The organism is Marinomonas sp. KMM3893 (assembly GCF_004352855.1).
GTDB lineage: Bacteria > Pseudomonadota > Gammaproteobacteria > Pseudomonadales > Marinomonadaceae > Marinomonas > Marinomonas arenicola.
This window is the reverse complement of record NZ_SJSC01000002.1, coordinates 443090-464828: the sequence shown is the minus strand read 5'-3', so window position 1 is coordinate 464828 and position 21739 is coordinate 443090. Positions and strand designations below refer to the sequence as shown.

Here is a 21739-nt window from a genome sequence, read left to right as displayed (position 1 = left end):
TTAGAAGAACATGGCGCTCAGGAGACTTTTATGCAAACGACGTTTCGATCGGTTTTCATCTCAGATGTTCACTTAGGTACTAAGGCTTGCCAAGCAAACCACTTGTTGGATTTTCTGCAGAAAATCTCCACACAAACCTTGTACTTAGTCGGAGACATCATCGACTTACAAGAAATGAAGAGTCGTGCCAATTTTATTGATACGCACACTCAGATCGTTGAACAGATCCTCAGCATGGCGCGCTCAGGCACCAAGGTGATTTACATTCCAGGCAATCACGACGCCTTCTTTAGACAATTTGCGGGACAAACCTTATCCGGCATCGACATTCGTCTAAACGCCAAACACATCACGGCAGATGGCCGAACCTTCCATGTCAGTCACGGCGATGAGTTTGATCAGATGATCAAAATCAGCCCGCTGATGTTAGCCATTGGCGACCGAGCACACGGCCTGATGCTCTCGCTTAACCAATGGATTAATGGCATGCGTCGTTTAATCGGTTTGCCTTATTGGTCGCTGGCCGGATACTTGAAAACCCATATCAATAAAGCCAAAGAGTTTATTGAGCGCTTTGAGACAGCGGCCCTAAAATCTGCCAAAAACCACCATCTTGATGGTTATATCTGCGGCCATATTCACTACGCCTCTTTTCGCCTTAAAGACGCGACCCTCTATTGTAACGACGGCGACTGGGTAGAACATTGCACGGCGCTCACGGAATCAGCCAGCGGTCAGCTTAACTTGATTCACTGGTCTGAAAATCCCAAGCACCTGGCGTCCGAACCGACGGATGAGGAATGGGCATTTAATCCAAGCCCTTCTCGTAGCTAGAGAACAATAACTGAAGAAGTAAGCACATTAGCCTGATAACCGCACAAAAATAGGAGCAAGAAATCAAAAAGCAAGGAAGCAGAATAGATAGTATTGCAATTAAATAGCGCACTATCTATTATCTACGAATCCAGAGTTTAGAGGTAAGTCCGCCATGACAGGCGTTCCAAAATTGAACGAGCTTTTGTGTTTCTCCTTGTACTCAACGTCGTTGGCGATGAACAAGTTATACCGGAAACTACTCAAGCCCTTAGGCATCACTTACCCACAATACCTGGTTTTAATTGTACTTTGGCAACATAGATCCTGCTCCGTTTCTACCATTGGAGAACAGCTCTATCTGGACTCAGCCACCTTAACGCCATTACTGAAAAGAATGGAAACAGCTGGCTTAGTCACAAGGCACCGTGCGAAGGATGATGAACGTCATGTCATCATTGAGTTAACTCAGCAAGGGGAAGCTTTAGAAGCCAAAGTAGAAGGCATTATTCAACAAGCGGTCTGTGCTTCAGACCTTTCGTTGGATGAGCTGGCGAAGACCAAAACAGCCATAGAAGCACTGCGACAGAACTTACTCACCCACTCTTAATGGTATAGCCGTTAACTGTGCTGATGTGATTAAGTTCTTATTTTTTGATAATTATATAGCGCGCTATTTAATAGCAGACAATATAAATCCAAGATTAGGAGACAGCAATGACAGCATTAAATGATGTTCTTTATACCGCTCGAGCAAAATCAACCGGTGGTCGTACTGGTGAATCTCACTCTGATGATGGCGCATTACAGGTCACCCTAAGCACACCAAAAGCGTTAGGCGGTGCTGGTGGTAATGGCACCAACCCTGAGCAGCTTTTTGCCGCAGGGTATTCAGCCTGTTTTATTGGTGCGTTACAACTGGTTGCTTCGCAACAAAAAGTCACGCTGCCTGCAGACACCAACATTGACGCGTCTGTCAGCATTGGGCCAATTGAGCACGGTTTTGGTATCGCTGCGGACCTAGTTATCAACGTACCTGGGCTAGACAAAGCCGTGGCGGAAAAACTGGTCGACGATGCACACCAAGTTTGCCCTTACTCAAACGCCACGCGCAACAACATTGAAGTCACTCTTAGCGTTAACGTTTAAGCGTTTGCTTTGATCCCAAGATGACATGACCGCCGCCCATTTGGAGCAAGTCATGTAAGCGACAACCTTTGCCTTGATAAGCGACTTGCGCAAGTAATAACTCCGCCGTCGCCAAGGCATCGGTTAACGCATCATGCCCTTGGTATTCCGGTAGCCCATAACGCATTCGACAAGGCGCTAAACGAAAGCCTCCTTCTTGTATTGGTTGACTGCTGCGTGCTGCCTTTGTTCTTTCTATCGCCAGCGTGTCCAACCAACTTATGGACAACGAAGGCTGCTTCAGTTGGCGCCACCAGCTCTTTAAGAAACCAAGTTCTAACGGTGAATGGTGCATCACTAAGACCTTGTCACGTAACAGCAAACGCAGATAACGGATCACGCTTTCTTCACGACGACCACGGTCTTCTAGGTCGCCATCTGTGATCAAATGAATGCCCACACTGGCGTCCACTTGTGCGCCATCTAACAAGAGATGCTGCGCCGAATCCAACTGAATCTGACCCTGTTTGATCAACACCCATCCAATACTAACAATGTGATCTCGCTTGGCATCTAGCCCACTGGTTTCAATGTCTAATACCAAATATTCCCACTCTTGCCATGGCCGTTTTTCGCTCAACTTATCGCGCCGCCACCTTTTATACCTTGTTATCAAACAGCCAAGCACTAAGCATATCCTCTCGCAAAACGCTGTAGAACAATCTCTTGAGCGTCTTTAATCGTGGCGAATGTCGCCTTCAAATGTTTGCGCTCTAAAGGGCTCAGCACACTCGGATCGAGGTAAGCGCTGGCCTTACCAGATGACTGCCAGTGTCGGCGCTGAGCATCAAGGCGCAAGCCATTGAGTTCGTCCCAGGCGTCGATTAAGTTGCGGGCGGTGTCGGGGGTGATCAACTTCTCACGAATCGCTTGCTCTAACCGCTCAATCGTACCCACTCGATACGTGCGGCACGCCAACCCATATAAACGCGCAATATCATTGATCAGCGCCAAGCCCTGATGTTTCAGATCCAGCTGGTGTTTATGCTCACCAGAAGACTCTAATAAAAAATGACGGAAGAAACCCAGCGGCGGTTTTGAAGCGAGAGCACTGCGCGTTAAAGAAGCCAAAAACAGACTGTTCTTAGCGACGTCTTTTTGCACTTCGGTGATCAAGTTCGCCACCGATTCGTCATCCCCATACACACAACGAATATCAAAGAAAATACTCGCGTTCAGTAACGCGCTAGGGGCAGCGCTGGTTACCCAATTAGAAAATACCTGACGCCACTGTGCCGCCGTCATCCGCCAGTCTGGGTTACTTGCCATAATGTTCCCAGGGCACAAGCGAATACCACATTCCCCCAAACCTTCGCAGACAAAGGAGGCCAAGGCCGCAAAGTACTCTTCTTCCGTTTGCGTTGGCGCTCTCGACAGCATCAAGCCATTGTCTTGGTCACTGCCTAATGACTGATCGCTTCGCGCTTGAGAACCAAACACCAAGAACTGAAACGCCATCGGCGGCTCCCCGAGCGTCTTAATGGCTAATTCAATCAAGCGGCGGGTCAGATTGTCACTCACTGCGGCCAATACCTTGCCAATGTCCGCCGGTTTCATGTCCGTTAAAATCAGATTCACAATCAAAATAGGCCATTGCTTGCACACCCGTGCAAGGCTGTCGACACTGGCCTGCCGATGAATCTGGTTAATCAATAAAATGGGGCTCAACTCTTGGTGGCGCAATAAATCCGCCGCCGTCACCATACCGACCGGAAGGCCTTCGGCAGAAACCACTGGCAAATGGTGAATATTGTGTTCGCTCATTAAGGTTTGCGCCTGCATCACCAAAGAGTCTGGTAATAAGGTCGCTGGCTCGCCGGTCATGACCTCAGCCAGCGATAAATCGGCCGTGATACCCAACGCCAGCACTCGAGAACGAAGATCCCGGTCTGTCACTATGCCAACTAGGCGTTGCTTCTCCTCTTTACCTGCAACAATAAGAATCGAGCTGACGCGCGCCTCGGTCATGCGCGCCGCCGCTACTTGCACGGTTTCTTCAGGAATCGCTTGAATAAGCTGGCGCGTCATCACTTGTTCGATGGGCGTTGAGAGCTGCAACGCTGGCGTATTAATATCGCCTGATTGGGTGCGTAATAATTTGCGCGACCTATGGTGTCGAGTGTGTTTGAAAAACAGCGCAAAGGCGTCGCTTTGTGCAATCACGGTCAGAAAAGAGGCTTTATCAAACCGGTAAACGAGACTGTCTTCCATCGCCACGATTTCCAAACCGTCTGGGTTTTGAGCCAACACACTTGATACCCCAAAACACTCGCCATCGGCAATTTGATCAACCAGCGCGCCTTTGGGTGTGCGTATTTCACACGCCCCACGACGGATCAGGTGCAAGGTAGCGGCCTCCCCTTCCAACGTTAATGTCTGCCCTTGGCGCACATAGGAAATACTTATGCCGGTGAGCAGTGTCGTCACTTGCGCAGTAGAAAGATTAGAGAAAGGAGGAGTGCTTAAAATGAACTTTTGTACTTCTGAAACGTCGATGGCTGCCATTGTTATTATGCTCTTAGTCTCGAGTTAACAACATAATGCGCCTTTTTCAGCGACAATCAAACGCCATCTAGACTAATGTCTAGGGAAGGAAGAGCAAAACTGGCACCTGCAAGAAGGCACCAGTAAAAGGATAATAAGCGCGTCACTGGCGCTTATCTCAATCGACGGTTACTTGATTACGACCTAGGGATTTGGCGGCGTAAAGTGCATCATCCGCCCGTGTTAGTAAGGAGTCTATGGTGTCTCCTTGACGATGCTCACTCAGGCCGATACTGACGCTTGTCGTCAATCGTTTACCATCAAAATCAAGCTCTAGCTCAGCGATGGCAAGACGCATTGCCTCCATCAATTGTTGCGCTTGCTGGCGGCTTTTCCCTGGCAGCAATACCAAAAACTCTTCGCCGCCCCAACGCCCAATGTAGCCTTCTTGTGCGATGACAGCAGGCATGGCTTTGCCGAGTGCCACTAACACATCGTCGCCCACCTGGTGCCCGTATTCGTCGTTCACTAATTTAAAATGATCCACGTCCACCATTGCAACACAATAGACTTTATCACGCTCGTCACGCTCGAATTCCGTAGACAAGCGTTTCATCATCATTCGACGATTTGGTAACTCGGTCAAAGGGTCAATCAGGGCCGTTTGTTCAAGCTCACTGTTCACTTGTTTTAACACGCGTTGGTAATGGTCTGAAATTCGAGTGATTTTTTCCAATTGACGCAAATGCTTATCAAAGCGAGCGCTGAGGCTTTTTTCTCGCTTCATCATCATATCTTGGTATGAATCCGATAAACGGGTAATACGTTCGACTCGATTCCATTGGTTAAGATTCATTTCCCATAATCGACCTAAAGCATCACGGGCTGGGTGATCGTCGTATTCAGGGGTGTCCAGAATACGCTGAACTTCCTCTTCTAAGGCCGAAAAATCAATCTTCATTACCCACCTATGATGTCAAAAGGAAAAGAACAGTCTTCTTTAAATTCTTCTGCGAGTTCAGCCACGCGCTCGTTGTCTTCGTCGTAGAACCACTTTACCGACACCTGTCGATCCGCTTGGTGCATCTCTTCCATTTCATCAAAAATATCCATCATCACTTTGATGCTGCTGGTATTAAGATAAACCAAGGTCAATTCTAGGGTCAAAGGAGACGATGTTTCTTTCAAAAAGCGGCTAACCCAAGCCACCACATCGCTATACAGTTCATAGGAATTCTCAGGGTACGAATCGCCCTTCATGTACAGAATACCATTTTCCCAATCCCCACGAATTTCAGGTGAAGACTGGGTACTGTTAATTAATAACTCATTCATAGTGTGTCTCAGATTTGTATACTTAAGCTGAAATAGGCAGTTTCATCGTCAATGGGCTTTAATGTCGCTTCCATTGGCTTGGTCGATTTTCGAGCCATGTCGATCAACCCTAACCCTGCACCTGTGGTGGCTTGGGGATCTCGCGGCTGGCGTAGCTGAGTTTTATACGCTGCTTTTAACTCAACCTTATCCATTGTCGCAAATAACTCAATGCGTTTTAACAGGGCTGCACCGTCGTTTATACGCACAATATTACCCGCTGCCACGCTATAGCAACCTTCGCTGTGGCTCACGATCACAGTGGCGGTGTCCGCCCCTGCTAGCTGAGATTCGATGGCATAATGTCGAATGTTTTGCGTTAGCTCAATGTACGCGGCAAACACATCCATCGCGGACGCTGGCGGAAGCTGTTCCGATTGTAAATAGTTTTTCAGCGCATTGCCGATCTCTTCAATCAAACTTCGCGATATTGGTCCATTAAAGCACAGCAATATCTTATCTTTTTCAAAGCGCTCTCTTAAACCATAAAGGTCCGGTGTTGGCATAGCTTATTCCCCATGATCGACTGGGTTATTGATCAAAGCGAAAAGACAATAAAGTGATGTCGTCTCGTTGCGGCTGATCGCCCATGTACGTTTTTAATGCCTCTACAAATGCGGAAGCTTGGTCATTCAATGGTAGCTCCGCATTCTCTTGTAATAAGGACTCGAAGCGACGATTCCCAAAACCGAATTTTTTCTCTCCGCCGGCTTGGTCCAAGAAGCCATCGGTGGTCATATAGTAAGTCCAACCCGATACTGGCAAGTCCACATTTACATACTCACCTAGGCGTCTGTCTCCTAGCGCTCGACGCGACGGCTTAAACTTCACGACGTCTTCACCATTGCTAGCATACAAGCCAATCTTAGCACCAGCAAATCGCATATTCTTGTTATCTTTCGAAATATAAACCAATCCGACATCTGCGTTCGTGGCCACTCGATCACCACTGGCGTCTTCATTCAACATGGAACGCAAGGTGCTATCAATAGAATGCAATAAAGCGGCTGGGTCTTGAATGCCGACTTCCGTGGTGGCATGGTCGATCGCCGCGCGCATTAGCATGGTCATCAAAGCCCCCGGCACACCATGACCAGCACAATCAACAATGCCTAATAAACAACCGTCATCAGAGTGTTTAAAAACATAGAAATCACCGCCAACCACATCCCTAGGACGCCACACCACACTATGGTGTTCACCCAAGAATTGTTTCATTTGTCGGTCGGGTAAAATCGCCTTTTGAATCAAGCTTGCATAGTCAATGGACGCGCCAATTTTCCGATGGGCTTCGGCCATTTCTTGATGGGTAGCTTGCAGTTGAGTGGTTCGCTCAGTGACCTTACGTTCTAATTCTTCCGTGTGGTTTCTAACCTGTTTCGCCATATTGTTAAAGGTTCGACTGAGATCGCCAATTTCATCATTGCCCGTTACCGGCAAACTGACATCGTAAGAGCCGCCTTCCATTGCTTTTGCCGAAGATTGCAAATGACGAATCGGAGAAATAACCAAACGCTCGACCGCGAAGCCAAAAACAGCGAGCAACAAAATCAACAATATAACAAACACACTGGCCGTCGGCAGCAACACCTTCATGTTCAACAAATTGACATTGTTCAGGTCAACGTTGGTCACCACATACCAATCCAGCAATGGGAAGTACATAAAGGACATCAACTGCTGCGTTCCCTTTTGCTGCACCATGACAGAAACAACATTGGAGTCCAGGCCTCGGGCTTTTTCCATGGCCTGTTTTACCTTTTGTTTAGACGCATTATCGTCTAGTAAGGCAAAAATCGAACGGGCACCGTAATCGCCATCCAAGGTATCAAAGGCGATTAAATCCTTGTCTTGATGAGCCTCAATCCCGCCATTGGCATTAATAATAAAGGGGTGAACGCCGGCCACAGGCGTGCTGGTATACTCATCCAAAAAATGGCTTAAATCAAAACCTGTTCCAGCCAAACCGACAAAAACACCTTTGTTTTTGACTAGGTAGTTGACCCAAATTTTGGTGACTTTTAAGTGTTCATCTTCATCAACATTAATATTAAAGGGCGCTAACTGCTGACGCGTATGGAAATACCAATCGTCACGAGGATTCGCGTGGGATATCCGGTATTTTGGCGTCATGCTAAAAGGGTTATTGGCATCGGCAAAATAATAGTCTTTCGTCGCATCGGTAACGAAAAACATCGAATGATCCTGAAATACCCCTAAGAAACCTTTTGCGTCTTCAACAAACGCCGCTTGTTTTTCACTGTTAGTCGGGTCTTGCATCCACTCTCGAACCGTCGAGGTGTCCGCAAACCGCTCCGCCAAAGCTAACTCGCGAGAAATAGGGGTTAGAATTTTTTGATAGTTCAGTTCGGTAAAACTTTTGGCGTAATTTTTAGCCGAATAAAGCTTACCTTCTTTTAATAAAAGCCAGCCCATAAATGTCGTAAACAACAGGGCTAGAAAGCAGGTAACAGCCAATGCAAACAATGATTTACCACGTAATCCCCAACGAGCCATACAGAAAAAACCTTACCAATAAGTTAAACGTTAATACGTTCTAAACAAGTCATAGTATTCGACAAATAATGCCAATTAGTTCGTATCTTCCGTTATAACAAACTCATTGCTCGGTTGTGGGCGCCCTAACAAAAACCCTTGGTAAAGATCACATCCGTGATTCTTCAGCCAGTCAAATTGGGCTTGCGTCTCAACCCCTTCGGCAATCACTTCCATGCCTAAATTGTGCCCCAAACCTATGATCGACGCCGCCAACGAAGCTTGCTTATCGCTTTCTTCTATCGCACGGGTGAAGGATTGGTCTATTTTTAGTTGATCAATCGGCAACTGCTGCAAATAAGACAAAGAAGAGTAGCCTGTACCAAAATCATCCAACGAAATCAGAACACCAAGTTTTTTCAGTGCCTGCATTTTTTGGATAATATCTAACTGATCTCGTACCAGCATGCTCTCCGTCAATTCTAATTGTATCTGCGCAGGATTGACGCCTGTCTGCGTCAAGGCATCTTCCACTTCAGAGACAAAATCTACCGTGGTAAATTGCAACACACTGACATTGATCGACATGACAAGATCACTCAATTGAGTGGTTTTTTGCCAGCTGGCCAGTTGCGCCATCGCGCTCTGCATTACCCAGCGTCCGAGCGGTAAAATCAGTTTAGATTCTTCTGCGAATGGAATAAAAACACCTGGCGGTATCATGCCTTTTTCTGGGTGAATCCAGCGCACTAGCGCTTCAACACCGATCATTTTCCGCTCGCTATTCCATTGTGGCTGAAAATGTAAAACAAATTCATTGCGCTGCAAAGCCAATCTGAAGCTACTGTCTAGCGTGACTCGTTCAAGAATTTTCTCATGCATTTGAGGAGCATAAAAACACACATGATTACGGCCCAAGCCTTTGGCTTCATACATCGCCATTTCAGCTTGCTTAATAATTTCATCACTGCCGATGGCGTCTTGGCCAAAGATGGCGATACCAATACTCGCCGTCATCGAATATGGCTGTTCATTTAACTCGAAAGGCTGCCCTAACGACGTCATTATTTTATTCGCAACATGTTTGGCGCGGTAAGCAATGCGATCTGGATTTAACGAGATGTCCACATCTTCTAAAATCACCACAAACTCATCGCCACTAAAGCGCGCCACAGAATCACCTGAGCGAGTAGCGTCCATTAAACGAGAAGCCACTTGCTGTAGCAGAAGATCCCCTAAATGGTGACCTTTTAAATCGTTCACATCTTTAAAGTGATCTAAATCGATAAACAAAACCGCACTACGACGACACTTAAGGTCAATATGAGTCAGCAGATAATCAATTTCTTCTGTCAACATACGACGGTTTGGTAAACGCGTTAAGCTGTCGTAATAATTAAGCTGATTAATACGGCGCTCATTGGCTTTGCTCTCAGAGATATCTTTAAAGGTCGCGACATAATGAGTCAGCTCGCCTTCGTCATCTTTTACGATGGAAATGCTTAGCCACTCTGGGAAAATTTCGCCATTTTTACGACGATTCCAAACCTCCCCTTCCCAGCTGTCGTTTTCTTTAATGCGTTGAAACATTTCCCGATAAAACGATTTAGGGTGACGGCCGGAACTGATCACACTCGGTAGGGCTCCAATCACTTCGGATTCTTTATAACCCGTAATGGCTTCAAAGGCTGAGTTGACTCGTATAATTTTGTTGTCCGCGTCTGAAATCAAAATACCATCTTGAGTTTGGAAGGCGGTCGCCGCGATACGCAACTCAGATTCTACCGATTTGCGCTCAGTAATTTCTCGCGACAATAAGATGTAAAAGCCGTTTCCACCTTCATTGTCACCAGTGTAAGTCATGGAGATCTCAAACCATCGACGATGCTCACCAAAGTCATAGTAGTATTCTTGGCCATTGGCATAGCCCTCTTTTTTCGCTTGCTCCATCACTTTCTTAAAAATTGCGGTCGACTCTTCTCCTAACAACTCACTAAAATGCTTGCCTATCGGCCAGTCCGTTTTCTGATACCAGGCATCCATTCTCGGTGAATGGTAAGACGTTACGACACCGTTCTCGTCGGCTTCATAAAAGGAGTCGGGCAGCGCGGATAAAATCGCTTTCATACGCAAGTTAGAAGTACTTAGTTGTGCTGTGCGTTGTCCGATAAGTGCCTCAAGGTTCACTTTTCCTTCGCGCATTTTCAATGCCACAAAAACCACCCGCCCAAACAAGAGGCTCATCAGCAACACAATGAGAAAGTCGCCAATCACAACCCAAGGAGACAGCCAATAACCTTGTGGTGACAACATCAACTGCCAACGCCCATTCGGCACCGCGATTGTCACCCCGATATGATCGTTACTGACGGCTTGTTTTGAAGAGGCAATCACAACAGCCGATTCACTTCGCTCTTCCTGTAACTTCGTCAGTTGGTAGTTAAAACCGCCGTTATCCAGGTCGGTAAAATTCACATAACGCAACAAGTCTTCAAGGCGAATAACGACATTGGTAAACCCCCAAAAAACCGGCTCACTGTCATCGTATTGCGGCAAATAAACAGGCAAGCGTCCAATCACCCCTTTGCCGCCTTGAATCAAGTCCATAGGACCGGCAAGAGTGAGCTTTCCGTCTTCTTTCGCCTGTAATGTTTCTTTTCCTTGCTCTAAGTCTGTTAACTGATCAAAACCTAATGCGGATTTATTCTCTTCAAAAGGAAAAACCTGACGCACAATGCCATCAGGGGAAAGCGCGAAGCTGGATACATCTGGATAATCTTTTTGCAGGTTTGCTGCGAAGGAAGGGAACCAATCCGTTCTTTCATGCTCTCTAGCGGCCACCGCTGCCAGGGCATAATTTGCAGACAAATTTTTATCGAGTGCGGTTTTTAATAATAAAACATGACTTTGCGCTAGAGAGAGCGCCACAGATTTCTTTGTTTGTAGTTGCTGGTGCAAAATTTTTGTCGTTGCGAAACCAAATACAAGCAACACAAGGACAAAAACGGCGACACCAGCGCGTTTCGGTCGAGCCAATAGTGTATGAAATATTCGATGCATTATTACCAGCCAACCTATGAAGAATACATTTAAATTCTGAAGTCAAAATAAAGCTTACATGCTACTACACACCCCTTTATTAATCGAGGCTCTCTCATGGCTTTATAGATACAGAACAAAGAAACGCAAAAAAGATATCTTTAGATATCAATCCATTATGAAAAAACCAATAAAAATAAAGATATCGAACTTGACCCAGACTGAACGTTACCGGTAACATATCACTCTTAAGTTACCGGTAACAAATACTGGTATTAGCAATCCATTTTCCTAAAACAATAAACATCGGGAAGCGATCTTATGAGCAAGTTAATGACCACACTGACCTCTGTTGCTCTAGCAGGGGTTTTGTCTACTTCCGCATTCGCGGCAGACTACAAATTTAAATTCCAGTCCTCAGACCCATCGGGTGATAAAAATTACCAGATTCAGCAGGAATGGGTAAAACGCGTTGAAACCATGACTGGCGGTCGCGTGCACATTGATTTGCTTCCTGTTGGCAGTGTGTTCAAACACACCGAAACCCTAGATGGCATTAAAATGGGCATCTTGGACGGCCAAATCACCGCAACAAGTTACTTCTCAGGTAAAGATCCAGCGTTCGGACTGATTGGTAATACCGTCGGCGCTTGGTCCAATACTCAGCAACTTCTACAGTACATTAACTACGGCGGTGGTTACGAGTTGATGAATGAACTTTACGCTCCTTACGGCGTGAAATTCATTGGTGGCTCAACGACTGGTGTTGAAGCCTTAGTATCTCGAGTCCCTCTAGACAGTGTTGCGGATCTAAAAGGCCTAAAAATTCGAGCGCCTGAAGGCCTTGTTCAGCAAGTCTTCGCCGCGGCGGGTGCCGCGCCGGTAAACTTACCAGGTTCTGAAGTCTTTACAGGCTTAAGCAAAGGCGTTATTGATGCCGCTGATTACACTGTTTTCTCGACAAACCAGAAAGCCGGCATGAACGACATTGCAACGCATCCTGTGTACCCAGGCTTCCACTCTTTGCCATTGATTGATATCTCTATGAGCAAGAAAAAATGGGACAAATTGCCTGCCGACATTCAAGCGATTCTAACGGTTTCTGTTCGTGATTTTGCAGAAGACATCACCACGCAATTGCGCATCGCAGATGAAGCTGCTGTGAAGGTGGCTAAAGCCAATCCGAAGATCACCATTCATAACTGGTCTCCAGAAGAACGTAAGAAGTTCCGTGCTATTGCTCGTGTACAGTGGAAAGAGTTTGCTAAACGCTCACCAAATGCACAAAAAGTGTACGACTCTATCACTACTTACCTAGAAGAAAACGGCCTTCTATAATCTGCCGATTTTCATAGATAGAACAGCGCCTTTGCGTTGTTCTATCTCATTCTCTTAAACCTCGTTTATTAGCCTCGCGAAGAAGAGATTTTCTGTCTCAACTTTACATTGGACCACTGCTATGAAACCCGAAATAATTCACCCAGAAATAGACCCTTCTGAACAACCTCGTAACGGCTTAGATCACGTTATTCATGGGTTGGGCAATATCTTAAGTCTGTTGTTTATTTTTACCGTTGGTATTTCTTTTTATGAAGTATTAATGCGTTATCTATTCGACTCTCCAACCATTTGGGTGCATGAAACGGCGTCGTTTATCGGCGGCTGCTTATTTGTCTATGGCGGAAGTTATGCCATGGCGACAAATAAACACGTTCGCGTGGTACTGATTTACGACATTGTTTCCGACACGGCTCGTCGCTATTTAAATGTCTTCCACCATATTCTGGGATTGGTATTTACCAGTTTGCTTATTTGGGCGTCATTTCAGATGGTACATGACTCTTGGTTATCACCACTTGGTGGATGGTATTTAGAAACCTCTGGTTCTGCGTGGAATCCCGCTTTTCCAGCCTTAGTAAAAGGCACTATTTTTCTGACAATTTGTCTGATGTTTGCGCAATTTTTCTTACATCTTATTCAAGAGATTAATGGCCTAAGGAAGCATAAAAATGTTTGATTTATCCTCCCTAGGAATAGGCTATGGCAGCCTATTAATGCTCGGTTCAATGATTTTCTTATTGCTAACCGGCATGCAACTCGCGTTTGTTACCCTACTCGTTGCCATGTTTTTTGCTATTGGTTGGTTTGGTGTAGGGGCATTGCCTCTGGTTACCAGCCGCTTATACAGTTTTGTCGGCAGTTATGTGTTCTTGGCTGTGCCCATGTTTGTTCTGATGGCCGCCTTGCTCGATCGTTCCGGTATCGCCCGCGACTTATTTGACGCGATGAAGGTATTCGGTAGAAAGCTACGTGGTGGCGTTGCGGTTCAAACCTTATTAGTGGCCATTGTATTGGCGTCTATGTCTGGTGTGATTGGTGGCGAAACCGTGCTGCTGGGCATTCTTGCTTTGCCGCAAATGCTCCGCCTTGGCTACAACCGTAAGCTGGCGATTGGTACCACCTGTGCCGGTGGTGCGTTAGGCACCATGTTGCCACCCAGTATTGTCCTGATCATCTATGGTTTAACCGCCAGTGTTTCGATCGGCGAACTGTTTAAAGCCGCCTTTCTTCCTGCGCTGTTGCTCGCTTTTGCCTACATGGCGTATGTGTTGATTATTTGTCGTCTGCACCCTGAGTACGCACCGCTTCCTACGGAAGAAGAGCTCGCAGAAGATGCCAACGTCAACTATTTCAAGGCCTTGTTCTTCCCGCTACTGTCTGTGGCTGTGGTGTTGGGCAGTATTTACACCGGTGTGGCGTCTGTGACCGAAGCGTCTGCATTAGGGGTGGTAGGAATCATGATCAGCGCGGTGATTCGCGGTGAAATGAGCTTCTCCATGCTAAAAGAAAGCGCCAAAGCCACTATGAGCACCTGTGGCATGATTATTTGGATCGGTATTGGTGCCACCGCGTTGGTAGGCGTTTATAACCTGATGGGCGGCATCGACTTTGTCGAAACAACCATTTTGGCCTTAAGCGGCGGCAGCGTAATGGGCACCGTTTTGATCATGATGTTGGTGCTATTTGTGCTCGGCATGTTTCTTGACTGGGTGGGCGTTGCCTTGCTCACCATGCCTATTTTTGTACCTATTATCATGAACTTAGGACTAGATCCTGTGTGGTTCGGCGTGGTCTTCTGTTTGAACATGCAAGTATCATTCTTATCCCCACCGTTTGGTCCTGCTGCGTTTTACCTAAAATCCGTAGCCCCTAAAGACATTAGCCTAGGCGAAATCTTCAGTTCTTTGTTGCCCTTTATCGGCTTACAAATTCTGGTATTAGCACTGGTTGTCTTCTTCCCTCAGCTGGCTTTGTGGTGGAAATAATTAACCCTAGGTCATGCCGTTCAACACGGCTTTTTGAACGTACGGTCTTTGTCTCAATCAGCAAAGACCGTTAGGAGACATGAAGAAATGATTAAAAAAATTATTGTATTGGGTGTATCTGGCTCAGGAAAATCCTCTATCGGACAGCGACTTGCTGAGCAACTAGGTTATCCATTTTTTGACGGCGACGATTACCACTGCGACGCAAACGTGAAGAAGATGGCCACCGGCACTCCGTTGAACGATGAAGATCGTATGGGCTGGTTAGCCACGCTTAACCAACTGCTTCAAGACACCGATAAGGCCGTCATCGCCTGCTCAGGGCTTAAGCCGGAATATCGCAATATCTTACGCAACGGCGTCGATCAACTCGCCATGGTGTACTTAAAAGGCGACATTGAAACCATCTGGCAGCGTCATCAAAAGCGCGACGGCCATTATTTTAAAGGCCGTGGCATGCTCGAAAGCCAATTTGCCACCTTAATTGAGCCAACCTCTGATGAAGCCATTATTGTCGACATCGATCAAGAGGTAGATGCCGTCGTCAACGAAGCCTTGCAACAACTAAAGTCGTAATTTCACAAAGGCACCTTTCGTTGCGTGCCTTTCGTTTTAGATCCAAATGAAGTTAATACTCACTTCTACATTACTCCCTATAGATAAAGAGATTAGAAAGGCGTAATAGAGAAATTTTTCTTTCTCGTAGGCTGAGTGATATGCTAATGTTACGTGTAACAATGAGATGGATTTAAACAGAGAATGAAAAAGAAACGCCCTACGCTTCAAGACGTAGCCGACCTTGTCGGCGTTACCAAAATGACGGTCAGCCGCTATCTAAAAAGCGCCGATCTGGTTTCTTCTCCATTGCAAATCCGTATCCGCGACGCCTTAGACACCCTAGGCTATATTCCAAATCGCGCACCGGATATTTTATCCAATTCAAAAAGTCATGCGATTGGCGTGTTATTGCCTTCTTTGACCAACCAAGTGTTTTCTGAAGTCATCCGTGGTGTTGAAGCCGTCTTTGAACCCGCTGGTTACCAAACCATGTTGGCCCACTATGGCTACAGCCGAGAGTCGGAAGAAGCCCGGATCGCAACCTTGCTGTCATACAATGTGGATGGGCTGATTATCTCCGAGAGTTTCCACACCGATCGGGTACGAAAAATGCTCGAAGTGGCTGGGGTTCCTGTGATTGAAATCATGGATTCTGTGTCACCACCGATTGAACAAGCCATCGGCATTGATAACGAAGCCGCCGCTTATGCTATGACCAATTTTATGATCGAGAAAGGCCATCGAAAAGTGGTTTATTTTGCCGCTCGCATGGACGAACGAACCCTACTCAAAATAAAAGGATACGAAAAAGCCATGCAAGATCATGGCTTTACCCCGTTATGCGTCAAAACCACCAGCGCTTCTTCATTTACCCTTGGTGCGACTTTTTTAGAAGAAGTACTGAAGCAACAACCGGACACCGATGGCATCTTTTGCACCAATGATGACTTGGCAATCGGGGCGCTTTACGCGTGTCAGAAAGCCGGTATTAAGGTGCCTGAAGAAATAGGCATTGCTGGGTTTCATGGCCATGATATTTCCCGTGCTATGGTGCCACTACTCGCCACCGTTATTACCCCTCGCGAGGAGATAGGTCGTTTGGCAGCGGAGCATTTACTGTCGCGTTTGCAAGGCAACCCTATCCAACAGCGCATCATTGATTTGCCATTTCAGATCGAAGCCGGCGAAAGCCTCTAGCACAAACTTGTGTGATAAATTTGGCGCCAATCTGGCATCAAATGTGACTATTGGATTGACAAAAAAGCAGCACATCTATTTAATGAGACTTATTATCATTTGGTAATTCTCATTAAAATAAGAGGCGACAACATGCCGCACCGCGCGGATCCAAGAGTGCAGCAGGAGCTAATGCACTCTCTTTATTCAGATCACCATAGTTGGCTGTTTACATGGATGCGCAAACGCTTAGAAAATCAATGTGATGCGGCAGATCTCACACAAGACACTTTTGTTCGGATTCATACTCGCCAAGAATCGGACAAGATAGATTCACCGCGCGCCTATTTGCTCACGGTGGCAAAAGGCATCATCAGCCACTTTTATCGCCGTCGCTCCATCGAACAGGCCTATCTTGAGCAACTCGCTTTATTACCTGAACAGGCAATGCCCTCCCAAGAGCACCAGCTGATTATTTTGCAAACCCTTGAGCAAATAGACGCCCTGCTTGATAACTTGCCAAAGAAAGTCAAAACCGCCTTTTTACTGTCTCAAATTGAGGGTAAAAAGTACCAAGAAATCGCCGATGAGATGGGCATTTCGCTGATCAGCGTAAAGCGTTATATGAAGCAAGCCTACCTGCAGTGCCTGATGCTTATGGAGGAAGATTTTTTTGCCGGAATCTAACCAGAAAATTCCCTTACGAGCCTTAGAGGAAGCCGCAGAATGGCTACTCAAACTCCAAGACGCGCCCTTGTCCAACCTCGAACAGCAAACATTGTTAGATTGGCAGCAAGCCAACACTGACAACCAAGCCGCATGGGAAAAAGCACAGCGCTTGATGCATGGCATGGCACAAATGCCAAAAGACATCGCAGGGCCAGTGCTCAATCGTGCAGACGACGAAGGCCGCCGCCTTGCTATTGGTAAACTTGCCCTACTGCTGGCCGCTGGTCCCACTATTTGGGGCGGCAGCAAATTGGTCGAAAGCCAACAATGGAGTGCCGATTATCGCACCACAAAAGGTGGCTTTAGCTCGGTCACGCTGCCGGATGGCTCTACCGTAAAGCTGAATACAGCCACGGCATTTGATATTCAATTTAATCCAACGCATCGGCTTTTAACCCTGCGCGAAGGGGAAATTGAAATTGTCACGGCGCCAGTGAACAGCAAGCAGTTCGGTCCTTTTCTGGTCAGCACTCAAGAAGGGGAGTTGATGCCGCTAGGGACACGTTTCACGGTTCGACAGCACCAAGAAATGACGCATCTAGTGGTTATAGAAGGCCGCGTCAAAGCCACACCAAAACAGGCTACACAACGCCAAAATAACATCATAGAAGCAGGGCAAGAAGTCAGTTTTTCCCGCTATCAGCTTCACACTCGCAAAGCCTTAAGGCCAGAATCGACCGCCTGGCTACAACGCATGCTCGCCGTTCATAACATGCCATTGAGTACTTTTATTAACGAAGTGTCCCGCTACCGACATGGCCTGTTACGAGTGTCGCCCAAGCTCGCTGAGCTGCCTATTTCTGGCTCGTTTCCCACCACAAATACAGACACGATTCTTACCATGCTCTCGCACACCTACCCACTGACAGTGTCGCGCCATCTTGGGGGCTACTGGGTAACATTAGAAGCCAGTTGAGGCGATGGCAGAGCAGCCAATAGAAATTAATAGGAATAATTTTCATTATCATTGATACCTTTTTTATTTTCGAGTGGCTTAGTTAGTAACAGTCAATAAAACAACTAAACACACTCAATCGAAAAGAAAGGAGGTGGCTGTGGCTACCCGCAAAAATAACATGGTGAAAACGCCATTGCAGCAGGCAATAAAAGTGGCACTTTGCAGTACTGGCTTATTGCTTGGTAGCAGCATCAGCCTAGTTGCCATTGCCGCTGACTCGGCGCAACACAGCGCACGTCAGTTGTTCACTGTGCCGGCTGGCGACTTAGGCAAGAACATCACCGAGGTCGCGGCGCAAAACCACATAGCCTTGTCTTTTAATCCTGCGTTAACTCAGGGGCTAAAAAACAAGGCAATTCACGGAGAGTTTACGCCTCTCGAATTGATTGATCGTCTGCTCAGTGGTTCGAACTTATTGATGGTCGCCAATAAAGATGGCACCTACAGCTTACTAGACCAACAAGATTACACCTTACCCGGTGTTGCTGTGTCGGCCGACAAGGTGGCGGAGAGCAAGTTAACAGCCTACTCAGGCGGTCAAATCGAAGCCGGTGGACGCTTAGGCACTTTTGGTGAGCAAAACAGTGCCAATGTGCCCTTCAGCGTGATTTCTTATACGGATAAGACCATCGAGAACCAACAAGCCGAAAGCATCGCCGAGGTGCTGGATAACGACGCCTCCGTTCAATCTGGCTATGGTTACGGTAACTATTCAGAAACCTTTATGGTGCGGGGGTTTGCGCTCGACAGTGACGCCATCTCTTACAACGGTTTATACGGTATTTTACCGCGCCAAGTGGTGTCGACTAACGCCATCGAAAGCGTACAGTTACTAAAAGGCTCCAGTGCGTTTCTCAATGGCGTCACTCCGGGTGGCTCAGGCATTGGAGGTGCGATTAACCTCCAACCCAAGCGTGCCGACGCCGATCTAAACAAGATCACCCTTGATACCTCCGCAGAAGGCCAAACGGGCATTAACCTAGATGTGGCGCGACGCTTTGGTAGCGAAAAACAATGGGGAGTGCGCAGCAATGTACTGTATCGTGATGGTGACAGCGCCGTAGACAATGAATCCCGCGAAGAGACGGCCATTAGTATTGGCGCCGATTACCGCTCAGACACCCTTAGAGTCTCAACGGACATTGGCTATCAGAACCTCAAAATAGACAGCGGTCGCTCCGTGGTTCACAACTCATCTTATTTCGATGTTTCAGCACCAGACGCCGCAACAAACTACTCGCCATCGTGGGCGAACTCTCGCTTAAAAACCCTTTATGGTATGGTCAATGCCGACTACGATTTGAATGATGATTGGACCCTTCATACTGGCCTAGGCCTGAATAAAAACAAGGAATATGGCGACTATTCGTCCCCTACTTTGAGCAATGCCGATGGTGATGCCACTGTGACTCGCTTGTCGGTACCTTATGAGTCAAACACCTTCGCCTCGACACTGGGTCTAGTCGGTCATGTTAATACTGGCGATGTCACTCATCGGATTAACCTTGCCTATTCGGGCTTCGTGAATAAAAGCTATAGCGCGTATACCTATGGTAGCGCTTCAGATAATACGACAAATATCTATAACCCGAACGACACCGACTACCCTACAGCCTCCTCCTTAGCCGATGGCAACATGGACAACCCTAATATCCGCAGCAAGACCAACGCTCGAGGTGTTTCCCTTGCGGATACCCTAGGCTTCCTGGATGACACCCTGCTTATTACAGCGGGTCTGCGCCGCCAAAATATAACGGTGAACAATTACGACTACGACGGTATTGAGTCCAGCTATTACGACGACGCGGCCACGTCCCCTATTTACGGAATCGTCTATAAACCCATAGAGAATGTTTCCTTGTACGCAAACCATGTGGAAGCGTTGCAACAAGGAGATCAGGTTACCGACACCTCCGCCGCCAACTATGGCAGCGTATTAGCGCCTTACGTTTCTAAGCAAAATGAAATTGGTGTGAAGTACGAAAATGGCACCCTAGGCGCAGAGCTGGCTCTCTTTGAAATCACCAAACCAGAAGCCTACACCTTAAATGGCGACTATGGTCTGCATGGCGAACAACGTAACCGCGGAGTGGAAGTCAGCCTGTATGGCGAACCTATGGCTGGAGTACGCTTGCATACCTCAGCGACGGTTCTGGACCCAGAGTTGCGCAATGCAGAAAACAGCGACAATAATGGCAATGATGCCGCTGGCGTCGCCAAGTATCGTCTTGTTGTTGGAGGAGAGTACGACGTACCATTCTTCGCTGGCGCCACGCTTGGCGGCAAAGTCATTCGCAGTGGTCCGCAGTATTTAGACGCTGCCAACACCACCGAGCTAGATTCATGGACTCGTATCGATTTAAGCGCACGCTACCAAACCCAACTCTCAGAACATGAAGTAACATGGCGCTTAAACGTCACCAATCTAATGAACAAAGGGTATTGGGAAAGCGCCAGTAGCTCAGGTTACTTAACCCAAGGCAGTCCGCGTGAAATCAAATTATCCGTGAGCAGTACATTCTAGGGAGAAGCCGCTAGCCTTCCCTAATACTAGGGTCAAACTACAAAGCCAGTAGCCATTTGCTATTGGCTTTGTGCAACCGCTGAAGAGAGTAAAGTGAAGGCACTGTCTTGAGAAATGACCGTGGCGTACTCGCCGTCTAGATTCGCCAGCGACATCGCATGCACTTCATCCGCCGAGCGCTCATAGCCATTAAAATCCGCTTTGGCAAAGGCGAAACACGCCTCCTGAACCACATAGGTGTTAAACCCTAAATTGCCCGCCGTACGCACCGTCGATTCCACTGAATTATTGGTGCTCACGCCCACCACAACCAGATCCTTAATGCCTTTTTCTTGTAACCAAACGGCCAGATTTGAATGCGTAAATGCATCAGGCACAGACTTATCAATGACCATTTCATGACTCAATGGCTGAAACACATCTTGGAATAAAGCACCATCTTGCTCTGGCCAGAACAGTGATTCAGGCTCCAGTGAAAGGTGTCGAACATGGACGATAGGCGCATGGTGTACTCGCCAATGGGCCAGCAACTCAGCAATGTCTTGTTCTGCATTAGGATTATTGCGTTGCCCAGCTTGCGGCCATGACATTCCCTTTTGCATATCAATAATAAGCAGGCACGGCATATTTTTCATGGTGCAATCTCCTTTTGTTTCACATCCAATAATCGCGTTAATTGGCGCGCTTGGCGTCGCTGAAAAAACAGACTAACCAGCAAGGCAACAAACAGCAAAAAGACTAAGTTGGTTAAGAAGTCGATGCGATCTGTCGCCTGAGAGTTTTCTTTCACTGTGGCCGCTAGCTGCTCAATCTGTGTTTCAAGCGTCTGATAGTCATCGCTTGAAGCAGTAGACACCTGCAAAATTGCCATACTGCGCTCTAACTCAATGACCTTCTTTTCGACGCTTTGTAACGCCTTATTAGAATGAGATTGCGTGGCCATGGCGGGCAAAATAAAACCGCCAAGTAAACACAACAGTAGGATGCGAAATAACATGAATAAGACCTATGTCGATTTAACGAATATCAACATCATAACGGTATCCAAGGCTAGATGGCTATCATTAGAATGGG

At 47.0% G+C, this 21739-nt stretch carries 20 protein-coding genes; 11 read left to right on the top strand and 9 right to left on the bottom strand.

Annotation, left to right across the window (positions count from 1 at the left end):
- The first annotated feature begins 30 nt into the window (after positions 1-30).
- The 3 genes from E0D71_RS06635 to E0D71_RS06625 all read left to right on the top strand — a co-directional run bounded on the left by E0D71_RS06635 (position 31) and on the right by E0D71_RS06625 (position 1962).
- Complete coding sequence (locus tag E0D71_RS06635; RefSeq protein ID WP_133002529.1) at positions 31-834, top strand: UDP-2,3-diacylglucosamine diphosphatase; 804 nt, start codon at positions 31-33, stop codon at positions 832-834.
- A gap of 154 nt (positions 835-988) precedes the next feature.
- On the top strand, positions 989-1423 hold the full coding sequence (locus E0D71_RS06630) for a MarR family transcriptional regulator (protein WP_133002528.1): 435 nt from the start codon (positions 989-991) through the stop codon (positions 1421-1423).
- A 107-nt stretch (positions 1424-1530) separates the two neighbouring features.
- Positions 1531-1962 (top strand): organic hydroperoxide resistance protein, encoded by a 432-nt coding sequence (locus E0D71_RS06625; RefSeq protein WP_133002527.1) that lies wholly within the window; start codon positions 1531-1533, stop codon positions 1960-1962.
- Here the strand turns inward: E0D71_RS06625 and E0D71_RS06620 are convergent.
- From E0D71_RS06620 to E0D71_RS06590, 7 genes are all read right to left on the bottom strand, one after another.
- On the bottom strand, positions 1952-2581 hold the full coding sequence (locus E0D71_RS06620; RefSeq protein WP_243711950.1) for a 3'-5' exonuclease: 630 nt from the start codon (positions 2579-2581) through the stop codon (positions 1952-1954). The two genes, E0D71_RS06625 and E0D71_RS06620, sit on opposite strands and share 11 nt — an antisense overlap.
- A gap of 47 nt (positions 2582-2628) precedes the next feature.
- Positions 2629-4506 (bottom strand): DUF294 nucleotidyltransferase-like domain-containing protein, encoded by a 1878-nt coding sequence (locus E0D71_RS06615; RefSeq protein WP_133002525.1) that lies wholly within the window; start codon positions 4504-4506, stop codon positions 2629-2631.
- Positions 4507-4663: 157 nt separating this feature from the next.
- Positions 4664-5446: a biofilm regulation diguanylate cyclase SiaD gene (siaD, locus tag E0D71_RS06610; RefSeq protein WP_133002524.1), complete on the bottom strand. Its 783-nt coding sequence runs from the start codon at positions 5444-5446 to the stop codon at positions 4664-4666.
- A complete protein-coding gene (gene siaC / locus E0D71_RS06605; protein ID WP_133002523.1) occupies positions 5446-5820 on the bottom strand; it encodes a biofilm regulation phosphoprotein SiaC in 375 nt (124 codons plus the stop codon). The genes siaD and siaC overlap by 1 nt, the downstream gene beginning before the upstream one ends.
- Before the next feature lie 8 nt (positions 5821-5828).
- The gene (siaB, locus tag E0D71_RS06600) at positions 5829-6365 is read right to left on the bottom strand and encodes a biofilm regulation protein kinase SiaB (protein WP_133002522.1); all 537 of its coding nucleotides are present in this window, start codon (positions 6363-6365) and stop codon (positions 5829-5831) included.
- 25 nt (positions 6366-6390) lie between these two features.
- On the bottom strand, positions 6391-8376 hold the full coding sequence (gene siaA / locus E0D71_RS06595) for a biofilm regulation protein phosphatase SiaA (protein WP_133002521.1): 1986 nt from the start codon (positions 8374-8376) through the stop codon (positions 6391-6393).
- Between the two features lie 75 nt (positions 8377-8451).
- Positions 8452-11415 carry an EAL domain-containing protein gene (locus tag E0D71_RS06590; protein WP_133002520.1) on the bottom strand — a complete coding sequence of 988 codons (2964 nt, stop codon included), beginning with the start codon at positions 11413-11415 and terminating at the stop codon, positions 8452-8454.
- Positions 11416-11715: 300 nt separating this feature from the next.
- Here E0D71_RS06590 and E0D71_RS06585 point away from each other — a divergent pair, with 300 nt between their 5' ends.
- The 8 genes from E0D71_RS06585 (at position 11716) to E0D71_RS06550 (ending at position 20665) form a co-directional block, all read left to right on the top strand.
- Entirely contained in the window at positions 11716-12732 is a 1017-nt protein-coding gene (locus E0D71_RS06585; protein WP_133002519.1) for a TRAP transporter substrate-binding protein, read from the top strand.
- A 121-nt stretch (positions 12733-12853) separates the two neighbouring features.
- Positions 12854-13411, top strand: a complete 558-nt coding sequence (locus E0D71_RS06580) for a TRAP transporter small permease (protein WP_133002518.1) — start codon at positions 12854-12856, stop codon at positions 13409-13411.
- Positions 13404-14720, top strand: a complete 1317-nt coding sequence (locus tag E0D71_RS06575) for a TRAP transporter large permease subunit (RefSeq protein ID WP_133002517.1) — start codon at positions 13404-13406, stop codon at positions 14718-14720. Before E0D71_RS06580 ends, E0D71_RS06575 begins: the two co-directional genes overlap by 8 nt.
- An 87-nt stretch (positions 14721-14807) precedes the next feature.
- Entirely contained in the window at positions 14808-15296 is a 489-nt protein-coding gene (locus E0D71_RS06570) for a gluconokinase (RefSeq protein ID WP_133002516.1), read from the top strand.
- A gap of 183 nt (positions 15297-15479) precedes the next feature.
- Positions 15480-16475, top strand: coding sequence for a gluconate operon transcriptional repressor GntR (gene gntR, locus E0D71_RS06565; RefSeq protein ID WP_133002515.1), 996 nt, complete (start codon positions 15480-15482; stop codon positions 16473-16475).
- A gap of 132 nt (positions 16476-16607) precedes the next feature.
- Entirely contained in the window at positions 16608-17141 is a 534-nt protein-coding gene (locus E0D71_RS06560) for a sigma-70 family RNA polymerase sigma factor (protein WP_133002514.1), read from the top strand.
- Positions 17128-18099 (top strand): FecR family protein, encoded by a 972-nt coding sequence (locus tag E0D71_RS06555; RefSeq protein WP_133002513.1) that lies wholly within the window; start codon positions 17128-17130, stop codon positions 18097-18099. Before E0D71_RS06560 ends, E0D71_RS06555 begins: the two co-directional genes overlap by 14 nt.
- Before the next feature lie 139 nt (positions 18100-18238).
- On the top strand, positions 18239-20665 hold the full coding sequence (locus tag E0D71_RS06550; RefSeq protein ID WP_133002512.1) for a TonB-dependent receptor: 2427 nt from the start codon (positions 18239-18241) through the stop codon (positions 20663-20665).
- 59 nt (positions 20666-20724) lie between these two features.
- On the opposite strand, the gene E0D71_RS06545 is transcribed toward E0D71_RS06550, so the two are convergent.
- Positions 20725-21300, bottom strand: a complete 576-nt coding sequence (locus E0D71_RS06545) for a cysteine hydrolase family protein (RefSeq protein ID WP_133002511.1) — start codon at positions 21298-21300, stop codon at positions 20725-20727.
- Positions 21297-21662 (bottom strand): hypothetical protein, encoded by a 366-nt coding sequence (locus E0D71_RS06540; protein ID WP_133002510.1) that lies wholly within the window; start codon positions 21660-21662, stop codon positions 21297-21299. Before E0D71_RS06540 ends, E0D71_RS06545 begins: the two co-directional genes overlap by 4 nt.
- Positions 21663-21739 lie beyond the last annotated feature (77 nt).